The following is a 22223-nucleotide window of genomic DNA, read 5'->3' as shown; positions in this document are numbered from 1 at the left end:
CACACACAGAAGGAGACCGGATTGCGACTGCAACCCGATCTCCTTCACTGTGATCAAACGACCGGTTACGCGCCGACCTTGAATCGGGCGAAGCCCGAGACGGTCAGTCCCGCGTCGGCCAGGACCTTGCTGACGGACAGTTTGTTGTCCTTGGCGTAATCCTGCTCGAGGAGTGCGACCTGCTTGAAGTACGCGGTGACGCGACCCTCGACGATCTTGGGCAGTGCCGCTTCCGGCTTGCCCTCGTTCTTCGAGATCTCGGTGACGATCCGGCGCTCGGACTCGACGAGGTCGGCGGGAACGTCCTCGCGGGCGAGGTATTCGGGGTTCGCGAAGGAGATGTGCTGGGCCACGCTGCGCGCGGTCTCGGCATCCTCACCGGTGTAACCCAGAACAACGCCGACCTGCGGGGGCAGGTCCTTGCTGGTCTTGTGCAGGTAGATCGCGAATTTCTCACCCGTGACGGATGCGACGCGGCGGAGTTCGAACTTCTCGCCGATGATTGCGGCTTCGCCATCGATGAGCTGGCCGACGGTCTGGCCGTCGACCGGAGCGGCCAGTCCTTCCCCGACCGTGGTGGCGCCGGCAGCGGCGACCGCGTCGAGGACCTTGTCGGCCAGTGCGACGAACTTGTCACCCTTGGCGACGAAGTCGGTCTCGCAGGCCAGCTCGATCAGGGTGGCGGTGTTGCCGATTTCCTTGGCGGCGACGAGTCCCTCGGAGGTGGAACGGTCGGCGCGCTTGGCGTTGCCCTTGGCACCCTTCATCCGGAGGAGTTCGACGGCCTTTTCCATGTCGCCTTCGGCTTCAACGAGGGCGTTCTTGGTGTCGACCATGCCGGTACCGAGGCGCTCGCGCAGCGCTTTGACGTCTGCGAGGCTGATGCTTGCCATGCTTGGTCCTTACTTGGTTTCTTCGGCGGGAGCGTCGGCGGCAACAACGGTTGCGGCTTCTTCTTCTGCGGCGGGAGCTACGACGACGGGGGCTTCGACGACGGGGGCTTCGACGGCGACCGGCTCGGCGGTCGCTTCAGACGCGGCGACGGTCTCGTCAGCTGCCGGAGCAGTCTCGGCCGGAGCGGCCAGGAGTTCGGCTTCCCACGCGGCGAGGGGCTCGATTTCGGCCTCCGGCTTGGCGTGACGCTGAATGAGGCCCTCGGCTGCGGCGTCCGCGATGATGCGGGTCAGCAAGCCGACGGAGCGGATGGCGTCGTCGTTGCCCGGGATCGGGTACTGGACGTCGTCCGGGTCGCAGTTGGTGTCGAGGATCGCGATGACGGGGATGCCGAGCTTGCGCGCTTCGTCAATGGCGAGGTGCTCCTTGTTGGTGTCCACAACCCACAGCGCCGACGGCGTCTTCGTGAGGTTGCGGATTCCGCCGAGGCTCTTGTGAAGCTTGACGAGCTCGCGCTTCTTGATGAGCATTTCCTTCTTCGTGAAACCGCTCTTGGCGGTGTCTTCGAAGTCGAGCTCTTCGAGCTCCTTCATGCGGGCCAGACGCTTGGACACGGTCTGGAAGTTGGTGAGGAGGCCACCGAGCCAGCGCTGGTTGACGTAGGGCTGGCCCACGCGGATCGCCTGTTCGGCGATCGATTCCTGCGCCTGCTTCTTCGTTCCGACAAAGAGGATGGTGCCGCCGTGGGCAACCGTCTCCTTGACGAAGTCATAGGCCTTGTCGACGAATCCGAGCGACTGCTGCAGGTCGATGATGTAGATGCCGGACCGCTCGGTGAAGATGAAGCGCTTCATCTTCGGGTTCCAACGGCGGGTCTGGTGCCCGAAGTGCACGCCGCTGTCGAGCAGCTGACGAATGGTTACGACGGCCATGAGCCGTTCTCCTTGTCCGGCGCGCGCTGCGAAGCAGACGAACGCCAATCGGTTTGTGTCGTGATCGGATGACCACTACTCCTGGTGCCCGGCACAGACCCGCCCAGCTTCTGAAGGAAGCGAGGACCGAGTGGCTCTGGAGGCCGAGTGGGCACGCGTAGTCAGCGCATAAAGCGCTGCTTCGAAGAGTTTAGCACCCCCGGGAGGTGCCACATGCGCGCCGGTGGGTGGGGGCATCCCTCCCCAGGCGAGGTGGTGCGGGACTCGGTCACGGATGCCGCCCCCGTCGGTTTCGAGCGGGGCGGATGCCGCACGGTGGTGGCATGAACGTCTTCCGACTGGTCCTCGCGGCCGCGCTGCCGCCGCTCGTGTTCCTGTCCGCCGTTCCCAATGACGCGACCGCTGCGGCGCCTGGTTCAAGCGCAGCCGTGTCTGTGATTGCGTCCGTGGGCCCGGTGGACCCGGTGGGCCCGGTGGGCCCGGTGGGCCCGGTGGGCCCGGCGCCCCGCGCGGCGCCGACCGCGAAGACGGACACGGCCGGCACCTGGCTCTGGCCACTGCCACCGCCGCATCCGGTGCTCCGGGGTTTCCAGGCGCCAGCCACTCTGTATGCGCCGGGGCATCGGGGTCTGGACCTCTCGGCCGAGGCCGGCCGGGAGGTGGTTGCCCCGGCCGACGGTGTCGTCTCGTTCGCCGGGGTCGTGGGCGATCGCCCTGTGGTCTCGATCGAGCATGCCGACGGCCTGGTGTCCAGCCTCGAGCCGGTGTCGGCCGGCGTCACGGTCGGCGACCATGTCACGGCGGGGCAACCCGTCGGCCAGGTGGGCGACGGCGGGCACTGCGCGGGGCGCTGCCTGCATCTGGGCGCCCGGCTGAACGGTGGCTATGTGTCGCCACTGTTGTACCTGGCCGGGATTCCTCGCGCGGTGCTGCTGCCGGCCCTGCTGCTGAGGGCAGATGACTGAGGGGAGATAGCTGAGATGCCTGTGCCCGTGTGTGCGGAGCCGGTTGCTCCGGGGTCAGGCGCGCGGGTGCGCGGTGCGGTAGCTCTGCTTGAGGCGCTCGGCCGAGACATGAGTGTAGATCTGGGTGGTGCCCAGGCTGGAGTGTCCGAGCAACTCCTGCACGGCCCGGAGGTCGGCTCCACCGTCGAGCAGGTGGGTGGCCGCTGTGTGGCGGAGGGCGTGCGGACCGGCCGGCCCATTGCCGGGCACATCGGCCAGCAGTGCGGCGACCAGCCGGTAGACCGCCCGAACACCGAGGCGCTGCCGGCGCGCACCGAGGAACAACGCGCTCACCGGCGCGGCGGTGTTCTCGACAGCCGGCTTCACGGTGAGTACAGGGCTCGCGGCGGTCGCGACGTTTGTGGTCGGCCGTGCTGCCTTGGCCAGGACCGGGCGGCCCCGCTCGAGATAGTCGAGGATCGCGTGCTGGGCAGGCACACCGAAGGGAACCACGCGTTCCTTGGCCCCCTTGCCGGTGACCCGCACCGTGAGTCGATGCAGGTCGACGTCGGCTGGGTCGAGGCCGACCAGCTCGGAGACCCGCAGCCCCGACGCATAGAGCAGTTCGACGATCGCGAGGTCGCGAAGCGCCGCCGGTTCGTTGTCGGCGGCCCGGAGTTCCAGGTGGGTGAGCAGCTCCTGCATCTGGGTGTGGTTGATCACGCGCGGCAGCGGCCGGCCAGGTTTCGGCGAGCGCAGCCGCACCGCGGGGTCGGCCGCGCTGCCGCCGGTGCGTGCCAGCCAGGCCGTGAAGCTGCGGGCCGAGGCCGACCGGCGTGCAATGGTCGCCCGGGCCAGTCCGGCCTGGGTTCCGATCCACAACCAGTCGCGGAGCAGGTCCAGGCTGAGCCCGCTCGTGTCGGCGACGCCGCGGCTCTCGGCGAAGGAGACCAGCCCGGACAGGTCGGTGCGGTACGCGCGCACGGTGTGAACGGAGAAGCCGCGCTCAACGGCCAGATAGACCACGAAATCGTCGACGTAGGCATCGAGGAGGTGCGCCTGCCCGGACTCCGGTGCCTCCGGGGGAACGTGAACCGAGCCAGGGATGGTCATCGCGGTCACACCTGCCGCGAGAAGGCTTCGGTGCGCTCCTCGGGCGTGAGCACCTCCATTCGGGAAAGGAAGGCAGCGTCGAAACCGGTCACCGCCGGAAACTCGCCGAGAGCCACGTGCGAGTGCACGACCTGGTCGTCGTACACGTGCACGAGGTTGATCGACTGCCCACCCTGCAGGCCGCTGAGGCTCCCCCGCGCCGCGGTCGGATCGATCGTGTAGCAGGTGGCGGCGGCCACCGACACCGGGATACCCGCGAAGAGACCGGTCGTCGCGTAGTGCAGGTGCCCGCCCAGGATCGCCCGGATGTCGCTGCCGGCCACCACCTCGGCCAGTCGTGCCTGCCGTCGTAGCTCGAGGATGGCCATCAGCGGCAGCATCGTGGGCACGGGCGGGTGGTGCAGGGCGAGCAGGGAGCCGTGCGGAGCAGGCTCGCTGAGCACCTCGGCCAGCCACGCCAGCTGCGCGTCGGACAGATCGCCATGGTGGTAACCCGGAACGCTGGTGTCCAGCGCGATGATGCGCACTCCCCCGACGTCGAAAACCCGGTCGACCGGGGCGGTCGATCCCTCCTCCCGGAGCAGCTCGGTGCGGAAGGCCTCGCGTTTATCGTGGTTTCCCATCACCCAGATGACGGGGGCACCCATCCGTTCGGCAGCGGCCTCGACGATGTCGCGCACCCGGCGATACGCATCGGCCTCACCGCGGTCCGCGATGTCACCGGTGAAGACCAGCGCGTCGGGCCGGAGACCGGACCGCTCCAGCTGTGCCATCGCCCGGTACACCGTGGTGTCGGTGTCGATCGAGCCGTAGAGCGCCCGACCGCCGCCGAGGAAGTGGGTGTCGCTGATGTGCGCAATGAGGTGGGTGGCGGGCGGGTACTGGCCCAGTTGCACGGCTGACATGGCGCACCTTTCGTCGGTGCCGCCCAGACTACGGCCTGCCCCTGACGCGGGCCTCCCGCCTTGCGAATCCAGCCTTCGGCAGGGGTGGCGTGCGCCCTTCAGTGGGGGTGCCCGCGGCCCCGTCTGGGGGCTCGTCTGGCCTAACGGCTCACGCGGGTCCGCCCTAGTTTCTACCACGTGTTCTCACCCATGAGGACTGTCGAGACCCGAAATCGATTGAAGGGCATCACATGAACAAGAAGACCACGCCTGTGGCCACCGCCGGCACCGTCAAGCAGCGGCGAGTCAGGAGCATCGCGCTCGTCGCGACCGCCATGCTTCTGGTCGGCAGCGGTGGAGCGTACGCGTACTGGTCGACGACCGGGTCCGGCTCCGGCAAGGCAACCAACGGCCCGTCCAATGGCTCGCTGGTCCTGATCGCTCATCTGGCCGACGGTCTGACCCCTGGCGCCTCCGTCCCGGTGACGTACTCCGCGACGAACGCAGGCACGTCCAGCCTCCGCGTCGGGACTATCGCGCAGACCGGCACCACCAATGCCCCGGGGTGTGACTTCGCCGACAACTTCACCATCGCTTCGACGGTCTCCTCCAACACGCGAGTGATGGGCACCCCGGCCAACCAGACCGCCGTCAACGAGACCGTTGCGGGAACCTCGACGCTCATGTTCCTCGACACGGCCGAGAACCAGGACGCCTGCAAGGGCGCCATCGTCACGCTGGACCTCACCTCCAACTAGCCGATCTCATGCGGGCGGGCTCTCTCCAAGCCCGCCCGCAGATGCGATTTCCCGTTCGCGTATGCAGGTTCTTGTTTATCCCCGCTCGTTCGACAGCTGTGAGAGGTTGACGTGATTTCCCTCCGTCCTCGACGTTCCCCGTCCGGAAACACCCGCCTCTCGTTCTTCGGCCTGACCGTCACCGCTACCCTCACCGCTCTGCTCGTGTCCGTCTCCGTCACCGGCGCAGCCTCTGCTTACTACACCACCCCCGGAACAGGTTCCGGCTCGTCCGCACTGGGCACACTGCTGCCGCCCACAGACCTACTCGTTCCCGCAACGAGCGCCGGCACCGTGAGTCTGAGTTGGACGGCATCCGTCGGCACGCCCGCGCCGACCGGCTATTACGCCACCCGCATCGAAACCGGCACCGGTACAACCGCTCCAGCCTGCGGCTCCGGCCCGACCTCCACGGTCGTTACGGCTTCCTGCACCGACCTCGATATTCTGACCGGCGACTACACCTACACGGTCACCGCCGTCTACAACGGCTGGACGGCGGCGAGCGCGGCCAGTGGCGGCGTGACTGTCTCGAATCCGACGCAACTGGCGTTCCAGGCGCAGCCGCCCAGCGCGACCAGTGGCACCGCCTTCACCGGCCAGCCCAGCGTCGCCATCCTGAATGCCGAGGGAAGGACCGTGCCGACAAGTACGGAACCGGTGACCCTGACCATCACCGATTCTCCTGCAGGTGCGACGCTCGAGTGTGTGCAGAATCCGGTGGCTGCCGTAGCCGGCATCGCGACCTTCACCGGCTGCCGAATCGACAAGGCGGGCAGCTACACGCTCACCGCCACCGCGAACCGGCTCGCCGCCGCCACGAGCAGCAGCTTCACCATCGAGGCCGGAGCCGCAGACCAACTGTCCTTCACCTCTCAACCGTCCGACGCCACCGGTGGAATCGCATTCGGCACGCAGCCGGTCGTCACGGTGCAGGACGCCTTCGGGAACACGGTCACGACCAGCACGGCCAGCGTCACCGCCACGGCGACGGGCCCGTCACTGACGTGCAGCCCTGCCTCGAACACCGCGTTGGCCAGCGCCGGCATCGCCGCGTTCACCGGTTGCGCGATCGCCAGGGCTGGCACGTACACCCTCACCGCCACGGCGGGCCTGCTCACCACCACCAGCGAGCCCGTCACCGTGGTCGTCGGCGCCCCGGCGACACTCGCCTTCACCACGCAGCCCCTCACCCCCAGTACCGCCGGGGCTGCTCTGTCCGCGACCGTCGCGGTACAGGACGCGGGCGGTAACACGGTCACCGACAGCACCAACCTCGTCACCCTGGGCGTCACCAACGGTTCCACCACGTGCGGCTCGTCCACGCCCACTGCCGGCGCCGCCTCATTCACCGGCTGCACGCTCGACACGGCCGGCACCTACACTCTCTCGGCGACCTCGGCGGGCCTCGCGCCCGCCCAGAGCGCGATCATCACCATCACCGCCGGTGCCGCCACGGCGTTGATCTTCAGCACGAAGCCGGCCAGCGCGACGGGCGGACTGGAATTCGGCACCCAGCCGGTCATCACCGTGCAGGACGCGTTCGGGAACACCGTCACCGGCAGCACCGCGACGGTGACCCTGGGCGTCACCGGGTCCCCCGCCACCGGTGTGCTGATCTTCACGGCGACCTCGGTGGTAGCCGTGGCCGGCGTCGCGACGTTCGGCCACTGCAAGATCGACAGGGCGAACGCCGCGAACAGCTCTTACACGCTGGCAGCGACCTCGCCCGGTCTCATCAGCGTGAGCAGCAACATCACCGTCGCGGTGGGTGTTCCGGCCAAGTTGATCGTCAGCCAGGTGCCCGCCACCCTCAAGAAGGGTTCCCCTTTCTCACCACTGGTCCTGATTCACAATGCCGGTGGAAACACCGTCATCTCCAGCGCAACCGTCGTGCTCTCCTCGGCCACCAGTTCGAATCCACCCGGCTCTCTGACCTGTCCGGCCGTGGGCGGGAAGACTCAGTCGGCCGTGGCCGGGGTCGCCACCTTCTCGAACTGTGAGATAGACAAGGCCGGCACGTATTCCGTGACCGCAACGGGCCTCGGGTTCTCGGCCACCGCCACTGTGGTCATCACGAACAACAATTAGCGTACGGGCAGGCAAAAACAGGTGAGGAGACACCCCGGACCCTTACCCGGCGACGGGCGTATCCGGTGCCCCTTCGCCGCTACCGGCCGCGCACCCAGCCGGTCTCCTTCTCGCGCACCACCCCCTCCAGGTCGAGGGCGCCGAGGGAGCCCTGCACCGCGGCTGTCGACAGACCCGCCCGGCGGGCGATGTCGGGCACGGTGCGCGCCGCCCGCGTGCTCAGGGAGTCGAACACGCGCACCTGCTCACTCGTGCGGCCGCCGAACCCGGCCGTGTCGCCGTTGGCGGGCGGCAGGTCGAGGGTGAGGTTCAGCATCCGTTCGCCCACGAGCTCGGCCATCTCCGCGGCCGTGGTGACGCATACGGCGTCATACTCGCGGATCAGCCGATGGCAACCGGCCGAGGTCGGGCTGGTCACCGGACCCGGCACGGCCCCGAGCGGGCGGCCGAGCGCGGCGGCGTGCCCTGCGGTGTTGAGCGAACCTGAGCGCCAGCCGGCCTCGAGCACGACCGTGGCCGCGCTAGCGGCGGCGATCAACCGGTTGCGTTGGAGGAACCTCCATTTGGTGGGCGCGGCCCCGCAGGGCAGTTCGGAGACGATCGCCCCCACGGTAGCGATGCGGCTCAGCAGTGCGTCGTGGCCGCTCGGGTAGTAGCGGTCCACTCCCCCGGCGAGGAAAGCGACGGTCAGCCCCGAGCTGGCCAGTGCCGCCCGATGAGCCATGCCGTCGATGCCGTAGGCCGCCCCGGACACAATCAGGAAGCCGCGGTCGACGAGCCCGGCGGAGGCCTCCATCGCCACATGCTCGCCGTAACCGGTGGCCGCACGGGCACCCACCAGGGCGATCGAATTGGAGAGTGCGCTCAGAGCCGTCGGGACGCCCCGCCACCACAGCGCGACCGGCGCGTGGACCGCCAGGTCGTCGACGCCCGTCGGCCAGGGCGGATCGGTGGGCACGAGAAGCCCGGTGGACACGCGCGCCGCCTGCTGCAGCGAGCGAATCACCTCGGCCGAGGACAGCCGCGGCCGCCACCGTTGCAGCCCCTGCTCCAGTTGAACCGGCAGGTCGTCGGTCAGCGGCCACCCCGTGGCGGCCAGCGCGGCCGCGAGGCGGGCCCCGGTCCAGAGGTCGAGAACGGCGGTGAGGGCCGGCCCTGCACCAAGCCCCTGCACGAGCAGTCCGGCGGCTCCGTCGCCCGGCTCCGCGATGCCGGTCCACGCGGCGCGCGCGAACAGGTCGGCGGCGGCCGCGGCATCCGTCGGGCCCGGCCCCCAGGATGCCCGCACACCCCCGGTCAGCGCGATCACCGTGGATTCCTCCAGCCCGAACAGCATCATGACGTCATTCCCTTCCGCAGGTACAGGGCCTGCCCAACCTGTTCGATGCCGGGCCGGGAGACACCCTGGAGGTCAGCGATTGACCAAGCCACAAGCTGCACGCTCTAAAGGCGTAACTGGGCAGAAAAAAGCCCCGCTCGCGGCATGCGAGCGGGGCTTCGTTCACTTCTGGCGCGCTAGGCGTGCGGGAATGGCACTCCCGCATCAGTCAGCGATCTCACGAGCCAGTCAAGAAACGCGGCGGACCCGAGGAGGATTGAGATCACCGCTTCAACGCGAACGAGATTGGATGCTGTCTTGTCCTGCCGAAATTTGGCACCTGAGTGCCCAATCTGGACCTCGTCTGTCGTAGCATTGGTGGTAAGAGCCGCCGCGGCACCCTCGGCTTTCCTTCGGAATCTGAACAACTGGTCTCCTCGTACATAGGTGGAACCGGATGGAACGGTGCAATCGAGCTGGAACTCGATGCGGTACTTCTAGATCACGACCTCTCCCTGCCGAAGAAATCGACAGGGAGATTTCGTTTTAAGGTCCTGTCTGAAGTTCACGAAGTGGATTTCAGTTTCATCGCCTACCTCTATGGTATTTGCTGCGTATGACTCAGGGACGGCTTCTTAACCCCTGCAAGCCAACCATTTGAATCCGTAAATAATCGAGGCCCTGTGGATAACACGAGGCGCCTTGAGCGCAGGCTCAACACCCTGGCCCCATGGATCGGGACACCCTTGGCCCGGCAAACGGTCGGGCATTGGTCGGGATTGGTCACGAAAGTGCCCGAAAGGTCATGAAAGTGCCCGAAAAGTCACGAACGATCAGCCCGCGAAGTGCCCATTTCGGCCCTAATTCACGCTCTTGACCGGGCTTTTCCGCTGTGACGGCCCTGTGGATAAGTATTCCGATGCGCGTTCGAGGACCTGTGGATAAGTCGCGAAAAAACTTTCGATCTTTTAGACAAACTCATAACTTTGAGTCTCATGCACCGAGAAAAGAGTCGTCCCGATCAAGACAAGGGTGCATTGAGGACAACGCTGGGCGACGTTGAGCCCGCGCCGAGTCTCGACCGGTTCGGCGTTCATTTCATGGCCGCAAGCCGGACAGGGTGGCCCGATCCAGCCGATTCCATCATCCTCCATGCCCGAAATCTTCCCCCATGCACCGCTTACCCGTCGGAGTTGTCCACAGGCACGACGAAGCCCCCGCCGGATTGCTCCGAGCGGGGGCTGTTTTGGTGAGTCGGGACTACTCGTCGGCGTACTGGATGCGATCCCAGCCGTCGGCCGACGCCTGGATCGATTCGGCCTGGATCTCGCTTACGGTTTTGGATCGCGTCGGCGTCGGCGTTTCGTAGGTTGAGCCACCGGTCATTGCCTTGATCTGGGCGGCCTGGGCCTGGCTGGGTGTGGCGTTCTTCATTGTTGTGCTCCTTGTTCGTGGTTAGTAGTCGTCGTCATCATCGTCGGGGCCGTCCGCGTACGCCTGAAGGATGGTTAGTCGAGGCCGCCGACGGCGTCTCGGGCTGATTGCTCGGCTCGCGACGCCGCCCTGGTCAGGGATGAAGCGGGCACGCTCCGCGTCTCGCGCCTCCTCCTCGTCGCTCGCGGCTGGTGGCGTGGCCTCAACCTCGAAGACGAGGCGCGAGCCGTGGGCGGCGTCTCGACGTTCCTCTTCCCGTTCCTCGTCCAGCCTTGCCATGAGCTTGACCCCATACGCGAAGCGGGCCTCCGAGAGCTCCCGGTCCCGAGGCGTGCGCGCCGCCTCGACGGCGAGCATGTCGCGGTAGCGTTCGTCTCGGGTCATTCGCCGACGGCGTCGGTCGATGACCCTGCCGGTCACGCACTCGCGGAGGTCGTACGCTTCCCACTTGGTCAGCGTCCCCGCGGCTTTCTTCGCCTTGAGCTTGGCAAAAACGATCTTGTCGGCTTCTTTGAATAACGGCGCGGCCGGGTGCTCGCTCATGTCGATCCAATTGTCGGGAGCGATCACGAGGGTCGGTGGACACGGAACCGGTCGGTCGGGGAGCTTGAGTGCCATTAGTGGGGCCTCTCTTCGTTGGGTGTGTCGAGGGCTCGGGAGTAGGCCCCGAGCTCGATGGTGAAGTCGTCGAGGAGCGCGAGGATCTCCCTCGCCCTCCCCGGCAGGCGGCCCGGCTGGTTCGTCTCTCTGAACTGTCGGAGCGATTCGCGGAGGGCCGCGGCGTGGCGAACCGTCGACCGTCGGGCCATGCGTTCGCGAATCGCGCTCATTGGTCGGCCCGTTTCAGCGAGAGCCCGAGGAGCAATGCGCGCTGAGATTCCGCGCGGAGGATGATCCCGTAGAGGGTGGACCGCTCCGACTGCGTCGAGGCCCCTCGAAGGTCGCGGTTCGCGTGAACGAGCACGTTGTCGAGGCGGAGCTCCGATTGCGTCCGGATGGTCGCGGCGTCCTCGCCTACCAAGGATGCGAACACCCTCCCGGCCTCGGCGTGGGCCTTCTCCGGCGAGATCCCGACCTCGGCGGCGATCTCCTCGAACGTCCGGCCGGAGACGCGCAGATCGGCGATCCGGCGCTGTCGCGGGGTGATCTCCTCCGCGTCGGACTTCTTCTTCGCCATTAGCCGAGCTCGCTCTCGCGGATGCCGAGCGCGCGGACGGCGTCCCCGACGCCTTCGATCGCGACCGAGAGAGGGATCGAGCCCGCATGACCCCGGATCGCGTGGCGGCTGGTGTCCCCGAACTCGAACATTTCGAGGAGCCCGGCGGACTCGCTGAGCTCCGCCTCGGCGTCGGCGAGCATCCGGCGTGCCGCGACGAGCTTCAGCCGGGCGTTCTGTGCCTTCGGCTTCGCCGCGGCCTTGAGCGCCGCTTCGTTGCTGAGAACGAGCGCCCGGAACGTGCTCACGGCGTCCATCTGGCGGGCCTTCGCGCCCTCGATGCGGGCGTCGAGGAGCTCGACGGCATGCTCGGCGGCGTGGACGGCCGTGATCGACTCCGAGAGGGTGCTCGGCTTGCCGAGGGCGTCGCGCTTGCCCTGGTCGTCGCGGGCCGCCTTTGCCTGGACGACGGCATCGAAGGTCGGCTTCGTCTCGCGCTGGAGGCTCTGAAGGTGGTCTACGGCCTCCTCAAGAGCGACGATCCCGGCCTCGACAACCTTCACGCCGCATTCGCGGGGAAAGTTGATGACGTAGCCGACTCGGCCTTCGTTGGAACGGTTGGAGAATTTGAGCAATGACATGAGATGCCTTTCGATTGGTTAGCTAGTTGGTGTTTCGATTGCTGGCCTTGCGCCGCGCCGGATCACGCGGGTCGAGAGCTTGCTCGTTTTCAGGTCATGGGATCGCCCTCCCGTCGATGTCCGCGAGGCTGAGGTCGGTCGCGCTCGGGACATAGACGCGCTTATAGCGGTCGGAGCCGTTCGCGGTCTTTCCATCCGCCGCGATCCTGGCGCTCTTGATAAGCGAGTTGATCGCGTTGGTAACGGTTGCGTAACTTTCGTCATGCGACGTCTTCCGCGCTTCGAGAATTTCCGCGCGGGTGACGCCCTCGGCGGCCGTGTGCGCCGGGATCACATGAGAGAAGATCTCCTCCGCCCGGCGTTCCGTCGCAGTCGGCGGCTTACCAGTCCCGAAGAGGGCCTCCGTGCCGCGGGCCATGAGCGCCGCGACAATGCTCGTTGTCGCCTCGTGGGCGACGCCGCGGCGGCTCACCGACTCCGGAATCTCGACGATCCGCTTCCGGATGATCCGGCGCGAGTCCGTCGCTCCGTCTTTCATCTTCTCCAGCGTCAATGCGACGAGATCGCCGTCCTTCTGTGTCGCGAGGACGGCGTCGAGATTGGCCTTCCACGCTCCAGAGCCTCGGCCGTCGACGCCGCCGCCCTTGCCGGGGTGGTGAACGATCAGCGCGGAGGAACTCTCGCGGCCGGAGACGATCAGCCGGGCCGCTCGGAGCGCGTCGGCCATATCTCCGGCGCTGTTTTCCTCCATGCCCTGAGTAAGCGCCGAGAGAGTGTCGAAGATGACGAGCGACGCCTCGACAGAATCGACGAAGCGGCGGAGCCCGGCGACATCGTCCGAAGAGAGGAGGTTGATCGGGCTCGGATAGACGATGAAATTCTGATCGAGGAGGGCGATCTCGGCCGCTTCGAGGTCGCGGTCGACGATGAACGCGCGGCGACGCATCCGGAGGCCGCGCGGACCCTCACCAGCGACGAAGACGACGCGGCGCGGCCCGGCCGTCTCGATCTCACCGAGGAATCGTGCGCCGATCGCGAGCGAGCATCCGGCATCAATGGCGAGCGCGGACTTGAACGAACCTGTCTCGCCTACCAATCCAATGACGGACGCCTCCGGAAAGTAGCCGTCGATCAGATAGGCCGCGTCGGCTATGTCTTCGAGGTCGGCGCCGTAGAGCGCCGCGGAGGCGTTGAATCCGACGCCGGGATTCGCGGCCGACTTCCGGAAAGCGTCGCGGTCGGCGCGGGCCTTCTCGACGAGAAGCTTCTCGCCGTTCTCCGGGTCCGCGACGAAGCGGGCCAGGTCGGCGGGAGTCATGTTCGGGAAGGCCGCCTGGAGACGGGGCAGGATGCCGAAGCCGAGCACGGACTCGGCGAGGTCGGCCTCGACGCTGGCCGAGACTGTCCGCGCCCACGCCGGGAGCTCGCCGATCACGTCGCCGAGGTCGGCGTCGCCGAAACGATCGGCGAGCGCCTTCCGGGCGGCCCTCTCTGCCAGCTTCGCTCGGCGCTTGGGGGTGACGTCCGGGCTCGCGCTCGCCGCCGCCCACAGAGCGGCGGAGACGATCGCCTCGGCCTCGTCGGCGATCTTGCCCTCGGCTGTGGTGCGCGCGTAGAGCTCGTCCTCGATCATCACCCACTCACCGGAGGCGTCGACCGGGGGCGCGGGGGTCATTTCTCCAACTCCACGCGGGCGAGGTCGGCCCGGAGCATGGCGGCGGCTTGGCGGCGCTTCTGGTCGTAAGTGAGGCCGGGAAACTGGCGCTCAACCTCGGGCATGTAACCGCGCAGAACCTCCTCATTGGGGAGGCCGCGCGAGGAGTACCTCTTCCGCTTTGGCGGCTCCTCGATGCCCGCGGCGGCGCGGACGGCGGCGGCTTTCGCCCGCTTGATCGCCATGGCCTTGACACTGGCGGCGGCGGCCTTCTTGGCGCGCTCGGTCCTCCACTCGGGCGACTTCTGCGCGGCGAGCGCGAGAGCGGCGGAGCGTGCGATATCTGAGCGGCGGACGGCCGCGTCGATCTCCGCCTGAGTCGGCTGGGCGCTCACAGCGTCGCCCCGGCGAACGCGGCTCGGATGATCGCGGCCTGCTCGTGGCTGAAAGGGGCCGCGCTGGCGACCGAGGCGGAGGCCGCGCGGTCGAAGCCCATCGAGAGGAGGCGGTGGAACTCGGCGCGGTTATCGTCGCCGATGTCGAAGAAGTCGCCGTCTTCGTCGACCTCGGGGGCCGAGCAGGGGATAAGGGTCTTGGCGGGCAAAGGAGCACCTCAATGAGATTGAGTTGCTCTGTCTGGCCAGAGTCGGGCTGCGGCGAGATTCGCCGTTAGTCAGTCACCGATGCCTGCATCCCTGATCCGAAGACGTGCATCGTTCCTTCGAGGGGCCGACTTTCGCCGACGTTCAAACACTACCGCTAGCAACCGGTTTAACTAGCAACAAGTGGAGGAATTCCTCCGATGTTACGAAACTGTAATTATCCGGAGGCTTGCCTCGGCTTCGGTCTGGAGTTGGTTCGGCGCGGTCGTCGCCGGGGCCGTCGAGGGCCGCTTGCTCGGCGCTGGAGGCGGTCGAAATGGTCCGTCCTGATGTCAAGAAACGGGTTTGACATTGGGGGGCATGTCAAAGGCCATTCTTGACATCAGAACGGGGGTTATCAAACGATGTCAAAGAGGGGCCTTTGACATTTGACAACCCTGTAAATATAGGGGATCTAGGGGGTTTGGACGCTGTCAATGTCAAAGGCCAATTTGACACCCGGCAACCAATGTCAAGACGTTCTCTATCCCTTTAGGGATAGAGGGCTTGATATGCCCCGATCTGACATCAGGGAAACGGGGACGACGGGGAGAGATTGGGAGGCCGATCGAGTGGCCCCCCGCCGGGGCCGTCGCCGGGCGGCGAAATGCAAGCGGCGGGCTCCTCGGGAATCCGGCGGTCTGCGCGCCCGCTCGAAGAGCTCCTCGGAAGGTCGCGGGAGCGCCCCGGATTGGTCAGCGAGAGCCCCACGAGGCCGTCCTCGCCTGGAGCCTCGACACCCGCCGACGGCCTCGTGGACGCCTACGCGCTCAACGACCGCGAGGCGGCGGCCTGGAGCCAGAGGAGTGGCACTAGCCGAGGAGGGGCGCCTCCGCTTGACGCCCGAGTTACGCCCCACGGGTCAACCGTTGCCGATTGGTGCGCGGGGCGTAGCTCAGCGAGGGATCAGGGCGACGCTTCGGCGGGTGTGGTCGCGGCGTCCCTCGTCGTCGGCGGGCGGCCGGGTGCCGCGCCCTGGAGTGGCGAACTCGACCCGGTACAGGGCCGCGACGACGGCGCGCTGCACGTCGACGGAGAGGGCCGCCCACGCCTCCCGGATATTGGCGGCGTGGATCAGCGGCCCAAGCGTGTCGACCTTCCCGGCGTCGGTGAGCCGTGCCGTGAGCTCGGCGGCCTGACCTCGGAGGCGTGCCACCGAAGACCGCGCCTGATCCTTCGTGAGCGTACCGTCGGCGACGAGGTCGGCCACGTTGCCGAGCCGAGCCTGTAGGGCCGTGAGCTCGGCGCTCAGGGCCGCACGATCGGGAGCCTCGTGGTTAGCGAGAAGCTCGACGGCATCCGATCGGGAGAGCCGGGCCATGACCGTATGAGAGACGAGCTCATCGGCGACGTCGGCCTTCCGCGCGAGGTGGTAGCTCGCCGAGCACCGGTAGACGGCGACCTTGTCGCGCGTCGCCCCGGCCTTCATGGGAGCGCCGCACACTCCCCCGCCCTCGACGACAACGGCGCACGTCGCGAGGCCGGAGAGGAGCCAGCGCCGGGGCGCTCCGCTGGTCTTGCGCCGGGAGGGGTCGCGGAGGATCTCGCTCGCCGCGGTCCACGTCTCGACGCCGACGATCGGCTCCCAGCCGCCCGGCGTGAGCGCCGCGAGGTCGTAGCGGTTGGCTCGGTGGCCGGTGGTCCCCATCTCCCGCGGAAGGGCCACGAGAGCGGCGTATCGAGGATTGGTAAGCACTCCGCGCACGGTGTTCTGTCCCCACGCCTTCCCCGTCGTCGTCGTGAGGCCGGATGCGGTCCACGCACGCGCCACGGTCCCGAGCGAAGCGCCCGCGAGGAGGAGGTCGAACCCTCGACGGATCGCGGCGGCCTCCTCGACGATCGGCTCGTGACCGTAGGCCGGGTATTCCGTGCCCCCGGCGCCGAGCCTCGTCGACTGGACGCCCTTCGCGCCCGCTCCGAGAGCAGAGTATCCGAACGCACGCCGACCTGTCGGAGGGAGTCCGAGCTCGCGAGACTGCGCGTTGCTTTCCTTCTGGCGGCGGCCCTTCCGCTCGACCTCCATGCGCGCGACGCTCGACGTAACCCGGAGCATGAGTCGCCCAGTCTCGGTCGAGAGGTCGATCGGCTCGGTCCCCTCGCTGGTCATGAGGTTCACGCCGTATCGCTCGTTGAGGTCGATCCAGTCCTCGATCTCGCGGGGCCGACGCGTCAGCCGGTCAAGGTTCCACGCGATCACGACGTCGAACTTCCGCGCCTTCACGTCGGCGATCATGCGTTGGTAAGCGGGGCGGACCTTCTCAGACGAGGCCGAGACGTTGTTATCGACGTAAATCGCGGCATTGTCGACCGTCCATCCCTTCCCCGTCGCGCGTGCAAGGCAGTTCTCGCGCTGTCGGTCGATCGCGAGCTCGTCGCCTTCGACGGCCTTGGACTGGCGGAGGTAAATCGCTATACGGGGCATATCTGAAGTATGTCTTAGTCATACGCAAGCCACCCGCAGCACGCGGTCGTAGCCGCGCATGGTGATGCCACCGCGCTCGAGCGCACGGTCGAGGATGGCCGTGGCCGCGCCGCCGAGCCGGGCCGCGGGGCCGCGCAGCCAGGGGCCAGGCACGTCGGAGTTGAGCGCCCACGGTGTGCCGGCGAGGCGATGGGCCGCGGCGGCACGTGCCTCTACCACCCGTCCGCGGGCGACCGCGCTGACCAGGCGCGGCGTCTCGGCGGCGAGCCGCAGTTGGGCGGCGGTGATTCGCTGCACCTTCAGCTGGATGTCGATGCGGTCGAGCAGCGGCCCCGAGATGCGCGCCAGGTAGCGGCGCCGGGAACTCGGCGGGCAGGTGCAGTCCAGGTCGGGAGCGCCGTACTGGCCACACGGGCACGGGTTGGCCGCCATCACGAGTTGGAAGCGGGCCGGGAAGTGCGCGACCGCATTGGCGCGGTGGATGCTGATCATCCCGGATTCCAGCGGCTGCCGGAGCGCGTCGAGCACCGCCGACGCGAATTCGGGAGCCTCATCGAGGAAGAGCACCCCGTGCGAGGCGCGCGCGGCGGCACCGGGCCGGATCTGCCCGCTGCCGCCGCCGACCATGGCCGCAGCCGTGACTGTGTGGTGTGGGGCCTCGAGCGGCGGACGGGTGATCAGGGCGTGCCCGACGGCGCGGCCGCTGAGCGACCGCAGGGAACTGACCTCTAGGGAGGCCTCCGGGTCGAGGTCGGGTAGCAGACCCGGCAGCCGGGCCGCCAGCATGGTCTTGCCGGCGCCGGGCGGCCCCACCATGAACACGTGGTGCCCGCCGGCCGCCGCGATCTGCATCGCCAGGATCGCATCGTCATTGCCGATGATGTCGGCCAGGTCGGGTTCGGCCGCTTCTGCCGCGGCGTCACGGGGAACCAGGATGGGGTCGACCGGGATCGGGGCGAGCGTGGCGCCGTGCCAGATGGCGGCGTCCCTCAGGGAGGCGACGCCGATCACCCGCACGCCCGGCACGAGGGACGCTTCCTCCACATTGCCGGCCGGCACCATCACCGTACCGTGGCCGAGCCGGGAGGCCGCGATCACGGCCGGCAGCATGCCCGGCGTCGGCCGCAGCCGCCCGTCGAGGGCCAGCTCGCCGATGTGCACCACCCGGCCAACCGACCCTGCCGAGACCATCTGGTCGGCCCCGAGGCAGGCCAGCGCGATCGCGAGGTCGAAGCCCGATCCGTGCTTCGGCAGCGACGCCGGGGAGAGGTTGACGGTGAGTTTGTTGCGGGTGAGCGGGCAGCCGGAGTTCTTGGCCGCCGCGCGCACGCGCTCGGTCGCCTCCGACAGGGCCGCATCGGGCAGCCCGATCAGGATGATGCCCGGCAGCTGCCCGGAGATGTCCGCCTCCACCTCGACCAGCGCCCCGGTCAGCCCAACGAGGGCCACCGCATGCGTGCGGGCGAGCCCCATCAGAACACCCCCGTCAGGTGCTCGATCACGGGTTCGGTGCCGGGGCGGATGATCACGGCGATCGCATCGACGCGGATGCGCGCGGGCCGGGCATCCGCCTGCTCGCACCAGGCCGCCGCGAGACGACGCAGCCGGCCGAGTTTGGCGACCGTGATGGCCTCGAACGGATGCCCGAAGCGGGTTCCCGAGCGCGTCTTCACCTCGACGAAGACGATCTCTCCCCCGATCTCGGCGACCAGGTCGATCTCACCCTGACCGCAGCGCCAGTTGCGCTCCACCACCCGGTAGCCGGCGTCGGCGAGGAAGACCGCGGCGCACTCCTCGCCCTGCCTGCCCAGTTCGTCTTTGCGTGCCACGAGCACCTCCGCCCCCAGCGTGGCGGGCCGGCACGCCCGGCACTCGCTATGACGGAAGACTGTGCGGTCGGCGCCGCGTCGCCCTTTGGGGAGGACCAGCCCCCCGCCGAGCTCGGCAGTTCCGTCCCACGCGAACCGACGACGGTGCGGGGTGCGACGCAGCTCGCACCCCTCGAACTTTTCGGTTCAGCGCGAAGGAATGGCCCGACCCAGTCTTTCCGCGATCAGGGTCGCCGATTGGGGCGTCCGCGGCCCTTCAGCAGCCCTCGCACCAACGAATTCGACGGAGATTTTGCCGGAATCGACCCCGAATCGGCCGAAAAAGCGGTTCTGAACCAAAATCTCCGTCGAATTGGTTCGACGCCGGGCGCGGTGCCCCGCCTCGGCCGAACCGGCGTCCACGCGGTGCGGCAGGTTCGGCAGTCCGGGAGCGAGGCAGGTACGGCAGTCCGGGAGCGAGGCAGGTACGGCAGTCCGGGAGCGAGGCAGGTACGGCAGTCCGGGAGCGAGGCAACCGATCGCGCGGGATGACCTCCGGGGGGAAGAACGGCTACAGCCCCAGTTTGGCGAGCTCCGCATCCATTCGCCCGGCGAGGGACGCATAGCCGGCGTCGTTGGGGTGGAGGCCGTCGTCGGCCATCCACTCGGGGTGCCCGTCGAGCCAGTGCGAGGCCCCGGGAATGTAGTCGGCGTCTGCGGCGAGCGCGGCCGCCTGCACCCAGCCGATGATCTGGTCCACCGAGTCCGGACGCTCCTCGGTGTACCAGAACGGCTCCACGACGATGAGCCGAGCCTCGGGCAGGGCCACCCGGATCGTCTCGAAGTCGCTGATGATCGCCGCCTCGATCTCGTCGGCGCGGGACGGCATCGAGAAATTGTCGTTGAGCCCCATGGTACTGATCACGATGTCGGGCCGGGCCGCGATGATCTGGTCGACCAGGTCGTCGCCCGCCCGCCGCTGGTTCACGAAGCCGAGGCCGTTGCGGCTCGGGTTGACCTCGGTCCAGCCGCGCTCGGCGGAGACGATGGTCGACCAGCGACTGTCCGTGGCCGTCGCGCCGGTGCCGCGCGTGTAGGAGTCGCCGTAGAAGGCGACCACGGTCTCACCCGGGGCGCGAGCCGCGGAGCCCGGGTCGGCCTCGCCCGGACCACGGCTCAGAACGCCGCCCAGGGCGAGAACGGTGCTGACCGCCGCCCCCGCGAGCAGCACGGCGGCGATCCAAAGGATGACGGCGGGACGTCGGGCGGGAGTCATGACACTGATTCGGAGCGGGTCGACGTCCGGGTTGGTCGCACGCGCGCGCCCGGCATGCTCAGCGCACCAACCGGGGCACCGAGGCACCGGATGCCGCGTGTCCGGCCGCCGCGAACGCGGCATCCGTCTCGCGCAGCACCCGCAGCACGTTGGCGCCGGCCAGGGCGGCGAGGTCGGCGGCCGGCCAGTCGCGCCGGGCCAGCTCACCCAGCAGCGCGGGGTAGCCGTCGACGCCCTCGAGGCCGGCGGGGAACTCGTCGGTGCCGTCGAAGTCGCCGCCGAGGCCGATGTGGTCCACCCCGGCAACGCGGCGGGCGTGCTCGACGTGGTCGGCGACATCCGTCAGCGTCACCACGGGGGCCGGTCCGGTTCGCTCACCCTCGAACCAAGCCGAGTAGTCCTCGGACAGGAACTGGGGCACGAAAGTGAGCATCAGCACCCCACCGTTGGCGGCCAGGCGCCGAAGCACGCCGTCGGGCACATTGCGCGGATGGTCGCTGAGGGCCCGGCAGGAACTGTGGCTGAAGATGACGGGCGAGTCGGAGGCGTCGAGCGCCGCATGCGCGGTGGCCGGGGAGACATGCGAGAGGTCGACCAGCATGCCCAGCCGGTTCAGTTCGCGCACGTAGTCGACGCCGCGGGCCGTGAGACCGCCGTGCTCGGGTGCGTCGGTGCCTGAATCGGCCCAGGACGTGTTGTGCGCGTGAGTGAGGGTGAGGTAGCGCACGCCGAGCCTGGCGAACATGCGCAGCACGGCCGGGGAGTCGTTGAGGCTGTGCCCGCCCTCGGCACCGAGCAGCGAGGCGATGCGCCCGGCCGCGCGGGCGGTCTCCACGTCGGCGGCGCTCCGCGCGATGCCGAAGTCGTCGGGGTAGCGCGCGGCGAGCCGGTAGACCCAATCGATCTGCTCGAGCGTGCCCTGCACGGCGTCGGCGCCGTGGTGGTCGTCGCTCACGTAGACCGACCAGAACTGCGCTCCGACCCGCCCGGCGCGGAGCCGCTTGATGTCGGTGTCGGTGACCAGACCGCCCTCGAGCCCCTCCACGGAGGAGTCCCGGCTCTGCCGGCACTCCCATGCCCAGTCGTTGTGACCGTCGATCAGTGGGACCAGGGTGAGCGCCTGCTCCATCACGACCGACGCCGCGACCGACGCTGCGAAGGATGCGACGGATGCTGCGCCGGGCGCGGGCGCGGACGGAACAGGTGTGTTCATGCCACCACGCTAGTGCCGGCCGGCACGGGCGGGGAACGGAATCCACCTACAGTTGAATCGGCCCAGTCGAGGCTCGGCATGCCCCCGACGGCCTGAACCAGTTAGGACCCCCTCTCATGATGGGTGCACACCATGCCATGACCGGGGCCGCCGCCTGGATCGCCGTCACGGCGACCGCGGGGCACGGTCTCGGGCTCTTCCCCGTGACGCCCGTCGGCACGGTCGCCGGCTCCCTGCTCTGCGCCGGGGCGGCCCTCCTCGCCGACGCCGACCACACCTCGGCCACCGTCTCCCAGTCCGTCCCGTTCCTCGGCCGGCTGGTTACCACGGGGATCTCCCGGGCGTCCGGCGGGCACCGCCACGGCCTGCACAGCCTGCTCGGCCTCGCCTCGGCGTGGCTGCTCGCAAGCGTGATCGGGCTCGTGCTCTGGGAGCCGGTCTGGGCGACGGAGCCCGTGCGCGTCGGCCCGGCCCTGATGAGCGCCGCGGCGATCGCCTTCGCGGCCAAGGTACTGGGCCTCTCGAGGGGGTCGTGGGGGCTGGCGTGGGTGATCGGCTTCGCCGTGGCGGCCTTCATCGCGGTCTTCGCCCCCGAGCAGCAGTCGTGGTTCGTGGTCTGCTTCACGCTGGGCTATGGCGTGCACCTGCTGGGCGACCTGCTCACCACCGGCGGGCTTCCCCTGTTCTGGCCGTGGATCCCGAAACCGCCCAGATGGTGGCGCCGGGTGCCGGTGCTCGAGCAGATGTGGTCGTCGGGCGGCTACTGGTCCGTGCCGGTGCTGGGCAACGCCGGCTCGCTGCGCGAGTGGCTACTGCTCATCCCGGTCACCGCCTATGCGGGCTACGGCCTGCTGTTCGCACTGCTGGAGACGTGGGACGTCAACCTGGAGGCCGTGCTAGCTGTTCTTCCCATTGACGTTGTGAACGCGGTCGATGGGTGATTTGCCGCCGATGCCGGTATGGGGCCTGTGGTGATTGTAGCTATGGATCCAGTCTTGGTATGCG

At 68.4% G+C, this 22223-nt stretch carries 24 protein-coding genes; 5 read left to right on the top strand and 19 right to left on the bottom strand.

Annotated elements, in window-relative coordinates; genetic code table 11:
* Window positions 1-65 precede the first annotated feature (65 nt).
* Window positions 66-893 carry a translation elongation factor Ts gene (gene tsf / locus E3T28_RS09395; protein WP_134430140.1) on the bottom strand — a complete coding sequence of 276 codons (828 nt, stop codon included), beginning with the start codon at window positions 891-893 and terminating at the stop codon, window positions 66-68.
* A 9-nt stretch (window positions 894-902) separates the two neighbouring features.
* A complete protein-coding gene (gene rpsB, locus E3T28_RS09390; RefSeq protein WP_134430137.1) occupies window positions 903-1826 on the bottom strand; it encodes a 30S ribosomal protein S2 in 924 nt (307 codons plus the stop codon).
* Between the two features lie 323 nt (window positions 1827-2149).
* On the opposite strand from rpsB, the gene E3T28_RS09385 reads away from it, so the two are divergent.
* On the top strand, window positions 2150-2791 hold the full coding sequence (locus E3T28_RS09385) for a M23 family metallopeptidase (protein ID WP_134430134.1): 642 nt from the start codon (window positions 2150-2152) through the stop codon (window positions 2789-2791).
* A 54-nt stretch (window positions 2792-2845) separates the two neighbouring features.
* Here the strand turns inward: E3T28_RS09385 and E3T28_RS09380 are convergent, their stop codons facing one another.
* Together E3T28_RS09380 and E3T28_RS09375 are read right to left on the bottom strand one after the other, a co-directional pair.
* Window positions 2846-3883 carry a tyrosine recombinase XerC gene (locus E3T28_RS09380; protein ID WP_134430131.1) on the bottom strand — a complete coding sequence of 346 codons (1038 nt, stop codon included), beginning with the start codon at window positions 3881-3883 and terminating at the stop codon, window positions 2846-2848.
* Window positions 3884-3888: 5 nt separating this feature from the next.
* Window positions 3889-4788 carry a phosphodiesterase gene (locus E3T28_RS09375; protein WP_134430128.1) on the bottom strand — a complete coding sequence of 300 codons (900 nt, stop codon included), beginning with the start codon at window positions 4786-4788 and terminating at the stop codon, window positions 3889-3891.
* Between the two features lie 230 nt (window positions 4789-5018).
* Between E3T28_RS09375 and E3T28_RS09370 the strand changes: the two genes are divergently transcribed.
* Window positions 5019-5525 (top strand): hypothetical protein, encoded by a 507-nt coding sequence (locus E3T28_RS09370; protein ID WP_134430125.1) that lies wholly within the window; start codon window positions 5019-5021, stop codon window positions 5523-5525.
* Window positions 5526-5636: 111 nt separating this feature from the next.
* Window positions 5637-7655 (top strand): hypothetical protein, encoded by a 2019-nt coding sequence (locus E3T28_RS09365; RefSeq protein ID WP_134430122.1) that lies wholly within the window; start codon window positions 5637-5639, stop codon window positions 7653-7655.
* Window positions 7656-7734: 79 nt separating this feature from the next.
* On the opposite strand, the gene dprA is transcribed toward E3T28_RS09365, so the two are convergent.
* Window positions 7735-8994, bottom strand: coding sequence for a DNA-processing protein DprA (gene dprA / locus E3T28_RS09360; protein WP_134430120.1), 1260 nt, complete (start codon window positions 8992-8994; stop codon window positions 7735-7737).
* 323 nt (window positions 8995-9317) lie between these two features.
* Between dprA and E3T28_RS09355 the strand changes: the two genes are divergently transcribed.
* Window positions 9318-9593 (top strand): hypothetical protein, encoded by a 276-nt coding sequence (locus E3T28_RS09355; RefSeq protein ID WP_134430117.1) that lies wholly within the window; start codon window positions 9318-9320, stop codon window positions 9591-9593.
* A 640-nt stretch (window positions 9594-10233) separates the two neighbouring features.
* Here E3T28_RS09355 and E3T28_RS16860 read toward each other — a convergent pair.
* From E3T28_RS16860 to E3T28_RS09295, 13 genes are all read right to left on the bottom strand, one after another.
* Window positions 10234-10407, bottom strand: coding sequence for a hypothetical protein (locus E3T28_RS16860; protein ID WP_166786977.1), 174 nt, complete (start codon window positions 10405-10407; stop codon window positions 10234-10236).
* 21 nt (window positions 10408-10428) lie between these two features.
* Window positions 10429-11025, bottom strand: a complete 597-nt coding sequence (locus E3T28_RS09350; protein WP_134430114.1) for a hypothetical protein — start codon at window positions 11023-11025, stop codon at window positions 10429-10431.
* Entirely contained in the window at window positions 11025-11237 is a 213-nt protein-coding gene (locus E3T28_RS09345; RefSeq protein WP_134430111.1) for a hypothetical protein, read from the bottom strand. Before E3T28_RS09345 ends, E3T28_RS09350 begins: the two co-directional genes overlap by 1 nt.
* Complete coding sequence (locus E3T28_RS09340; protein WP_134430108.1) at window positions 11234-11584, bottom strand: hypothetical protein; 351 nt, start codon at window positions 11582-11584, stop codon at window positions 11234-11236. The genes E3T28_RS09345 and E3T28_RS09340 overlap by 4 nt, the downstream gene beginning before the upstream one ends.
* Window positions 11584-12204 (bottom strand): hypothetical protein, encoded by a 621-nt coding sequence (locus tag E3T28_RS09335; protein ID WP_134430105.1) that lies wholly within the window; start codon window positions 12202-12204, stop codon window positions 11584-11586. The genes E3T28_RS09340 and E3T28_RS09335 overlap by 1 nt, the downstream gene beginning before the upstream one ends.
* Before the next feature lie 94 nt (window positions 12205-12298).
* Window positions 12299-13879 (bottom strand): AAA family ATPase, encoded by a 1581-nt coding sequence (locus E3T28_RS09330; RefSeq protein ID WP_134430102.1) that lies wholly within the window; start codon window positions 13877-13879, stop codon window positions 12299-12301.
* Entirely contained in the window at window positions 13876-14253 is a 378-nt protein-coding gene (locus E3T28_RS09325) for a hypothetical protein (RefSeq protein WP_134430100.1), read from the bottom strand. The genes E3T28_RS09330 and E3T28_RS09325 overlap by 4 nt, the downstream gene beginning before the upstream one ends.
* Window positions 14250-14462, bottom strand: coding sequence for a hypothetical protein (locus tag E3T28_RS09320; protein ID WP_134430097.1), 213 nt, complete (start codon window positions 14460-14462; stop codon window positions 14250-14252). The genes E3T28_RS09325 and E3T28_RS09320 overlap by 4 nt, the downstream gene beginning before the upstream one ends.
* A 932-nt stretch (window positions 14463-15394) precedes the next feature.
* Window positions 15395-16921 (bottom strand): recombinase family protein, encoded by a 1527-nt coding sequence (locus tag E3T28_RS09315; RefSeq protein ID WP_134430094.1) that lies wholly within the window; start codon window positions 16919-16921, stop codon window positions 15395-15397.
* An 18-nt stretch (window positions 16922-16939) separates the two neighbouring features.
* Complete coding sequence (locus tag E3T28_RS09310; protein ID WP_134430091.1) at window positions 16940-18394, bottom strand: YifB family Mg chelatase-like AAA ATPase; 1455 nt, start codon at window positions 18392-18394, stop codon at window positions 16940-16942.
* Window positions 18394-18756, bottom strand: coding sequence for a YraN family protein (locus tag E3T28_RS09305; RefSeq protein WP_370260162.1), 363 nt, complete (start codon window positions 18754-18756; stop codon window positions 18394-18396). Before E3T28_RS09305 ends, E3T28_RS09310 begins: the two co-directional genes overlap by 1 nt.
* Window positions 18757-19300: 544 nt before the next feature.
* Complete coding sequence (locus tag E3T28_RS09300; RefSeq protein ID WP_134430086.1) at window positions 19301-20005, bottom strand: SGNH/GDSL hydrolase family protein; 705 nt, start codon at window positions 20003-20005, stop codon at window positions 19301-19303.
* A 58-nt stretch (window positions 20006-20063) separates the two neighbouring features.
* Window positions 20064-21218, bottom strand: a complete 1155-nt coding sequence (locus E3T28_RS09295; protein WP_241979260.1) for a dipeptidase — start codon at window positions 21216-21218, stop codon at window positions 20064-20066.
* A gap of 116 nt (window positions 21219-21334) precedes the next feature.
* Here E3T28_RS09295 and E3T28_RS09290 point away from each other — a divergent pair, with 116 nt between their 5' ends.
* Window positions 21335-22159, top strand: a complete 825-nt coding sequence (locus E3T28_RS09290; RefSeq protein WP_134430083.1) for a metal-dependent hydrolase — start codon at window positions 21335-21337, stop codon at window positions 22157-22159.
* Here the strand turns inward: E3T28_RS09290 and E3T28_RS09285 are convergent.
* On the bottom strand, window positions 22115-22223 hold a 109-nt coding region (locus E3T28_RS09285), incomplete at its 5' end, for an integrase core domain-containing protein (RefSeq protein WP_166786907.1). The genes E3T28_RS09290 and E3T28_RS09285 overlap by 45 nt on opposite strands.

This window comes from Cryobacterium sinapicolor (assembly GCF_004403465.1).
Taxonomy (GTDB): domain Bacteria; phylum Actinomycetota; class Actinomycetes; order Actinomycetales; family Microbacteriaceae; genus Cryobacterium; species Cryobacterium sinapicolor.
The sequence above is the reverse complement of the archived record's forward strand: the minus strand, read 5'-3'. Positions and strand labels throughout refer to the sequence as shown.

Excerpts from the sequence above, each read along its gene's own strand:
- E3T28_RS09350 (WP_134430114.1), bottom strand. The coding sequence starts at position 11,025 with ATGGCACTCAAGCTCCCCGACCGACCGGTTCCGTGTCCACCGACCCTC.
- E3T28_RS09310 (WP_134430091.1), bottom strand. The coding sequence starts at position 18,394 with ATGGGGCTCGCCCGCACGCATGCGGTGGCCCTCGTTGGGCTGACCGGG.
- E3T28_RS09340 (WP_134430108.1), bottom strand. The coding sequence starts at position 11,584 with ATGGCGAAGAAGAAGTCCGACGCGGAGGAGATCACCCCGCGACAGCGC.
- E3T28_RS16860 (WP_166786977.1), bottom strand. The coding sequence starts at position 10,407 with ATGAAGAACGCCACACCCAGCCAGGCCCAGGCCGCCCAGATCAAGGCA.
- E3T28_RS09290 (WP_134430083.1), top strand. The coding sequence starts at position 21,335 with ATGATGGGTGCACACCATGCCATGACCGGGGCCGCCGCCTGGATCGCC.
- E3T28_RS09345 (WP_134430111.1), bottom strand. The coding sequence starts at position 11,237 with ATGAGCGCGATTCGCGAACGCATGGCCCGACGGTCGACGGTTCGCCAC.
- rpsB (WP_134430137.1), bottom strand. The coding sequence starts at position 1,826 with ATGGCCGTCGTAACCATTCGTCAGCTGCTCGACAGCGGCGTGCACTTC.
- E3T28_RS09370 (WP_134430125.1), top strand. The coding sequence starts at position 5,019 with ATGAACAAGAAGACCACGCCTGTGGCCACCGCCGGCACCGTCAAGCAG.
- E3T28_RS09295 (WP_241979260.1), bottom strand. The coding sequence starts at position 21,218 with ATGAACACACCTGTTCCGTCCGCGCCCGCGCCCGGCGCAGCATCCGTC.
- E3T28_RS09300 (WP_134430086.1), bottom strand. The coding sequence starts at position 20,005 with ATGACTCCCGCCCGACGTCCCGCCGTCATCCTTTGGATCGCCGCCGTG.
- E3T28_RS09380 (WP_134430131.1), bottom strand. The coding sequence starts at position 3,883 with ATGACCATCCCTGGCTCGGTTCACGTTCCCCCGGAGGCACCGGAGTCC.
- tsf (WP_134430140.1), bottom strand. The coding sequence starts at position 893 with ATGGCAAGCATCAGCCTCGCAGACGTCAAAGCGCTGCGCGAGCGCCTC.
- E3T28_RS09315 (WP_134430094.1), bottom strand. The coding sequence starts at position 16,921 with ATGCCCCGTATAGCGATTTACCTCCGCCAGTCCAAGGCCGTCGAAGGC.
- E3T28_RS09375 (WP_134430128.1), bottom strand. The coding sequence starts at position 4,788 with ATGTCAGCCGTGCAACTGGGCCAGTACCCGCCCGCCACCCACCTCATT.
- E3T28_RS09385 (WP_134430134.1), top strand. The coding sequence starts at position 2,150 with ATGAACGTCTTCCGACTGGTCCTCGCGGCCGCGCTGCCGCCGCTCGTG.
- E3T28_RS09335 (WP_134430105.1), bottom strand. The coding sequence starts at position 12,204 with ATGTCATTGCTCAAATTCTCCAACCGTTCCAACGAAGGCCGAGTCGGC.
- E3T28_RS09330 (WP_134430102.1), bottom strand. The coding sequence starts at position 13,879 with ATGACCCCCGCGCCCCCGGTCGACGCCTCCGGTGAGTGGGTGATGATC.
- dprA (WP_134430120.1), bottom strand. The coding sequence starts at position 8,994 with ATGATGCTGTTCGGGCTGGAGGAATCCACGGTGATCGCGCTGACCGGG.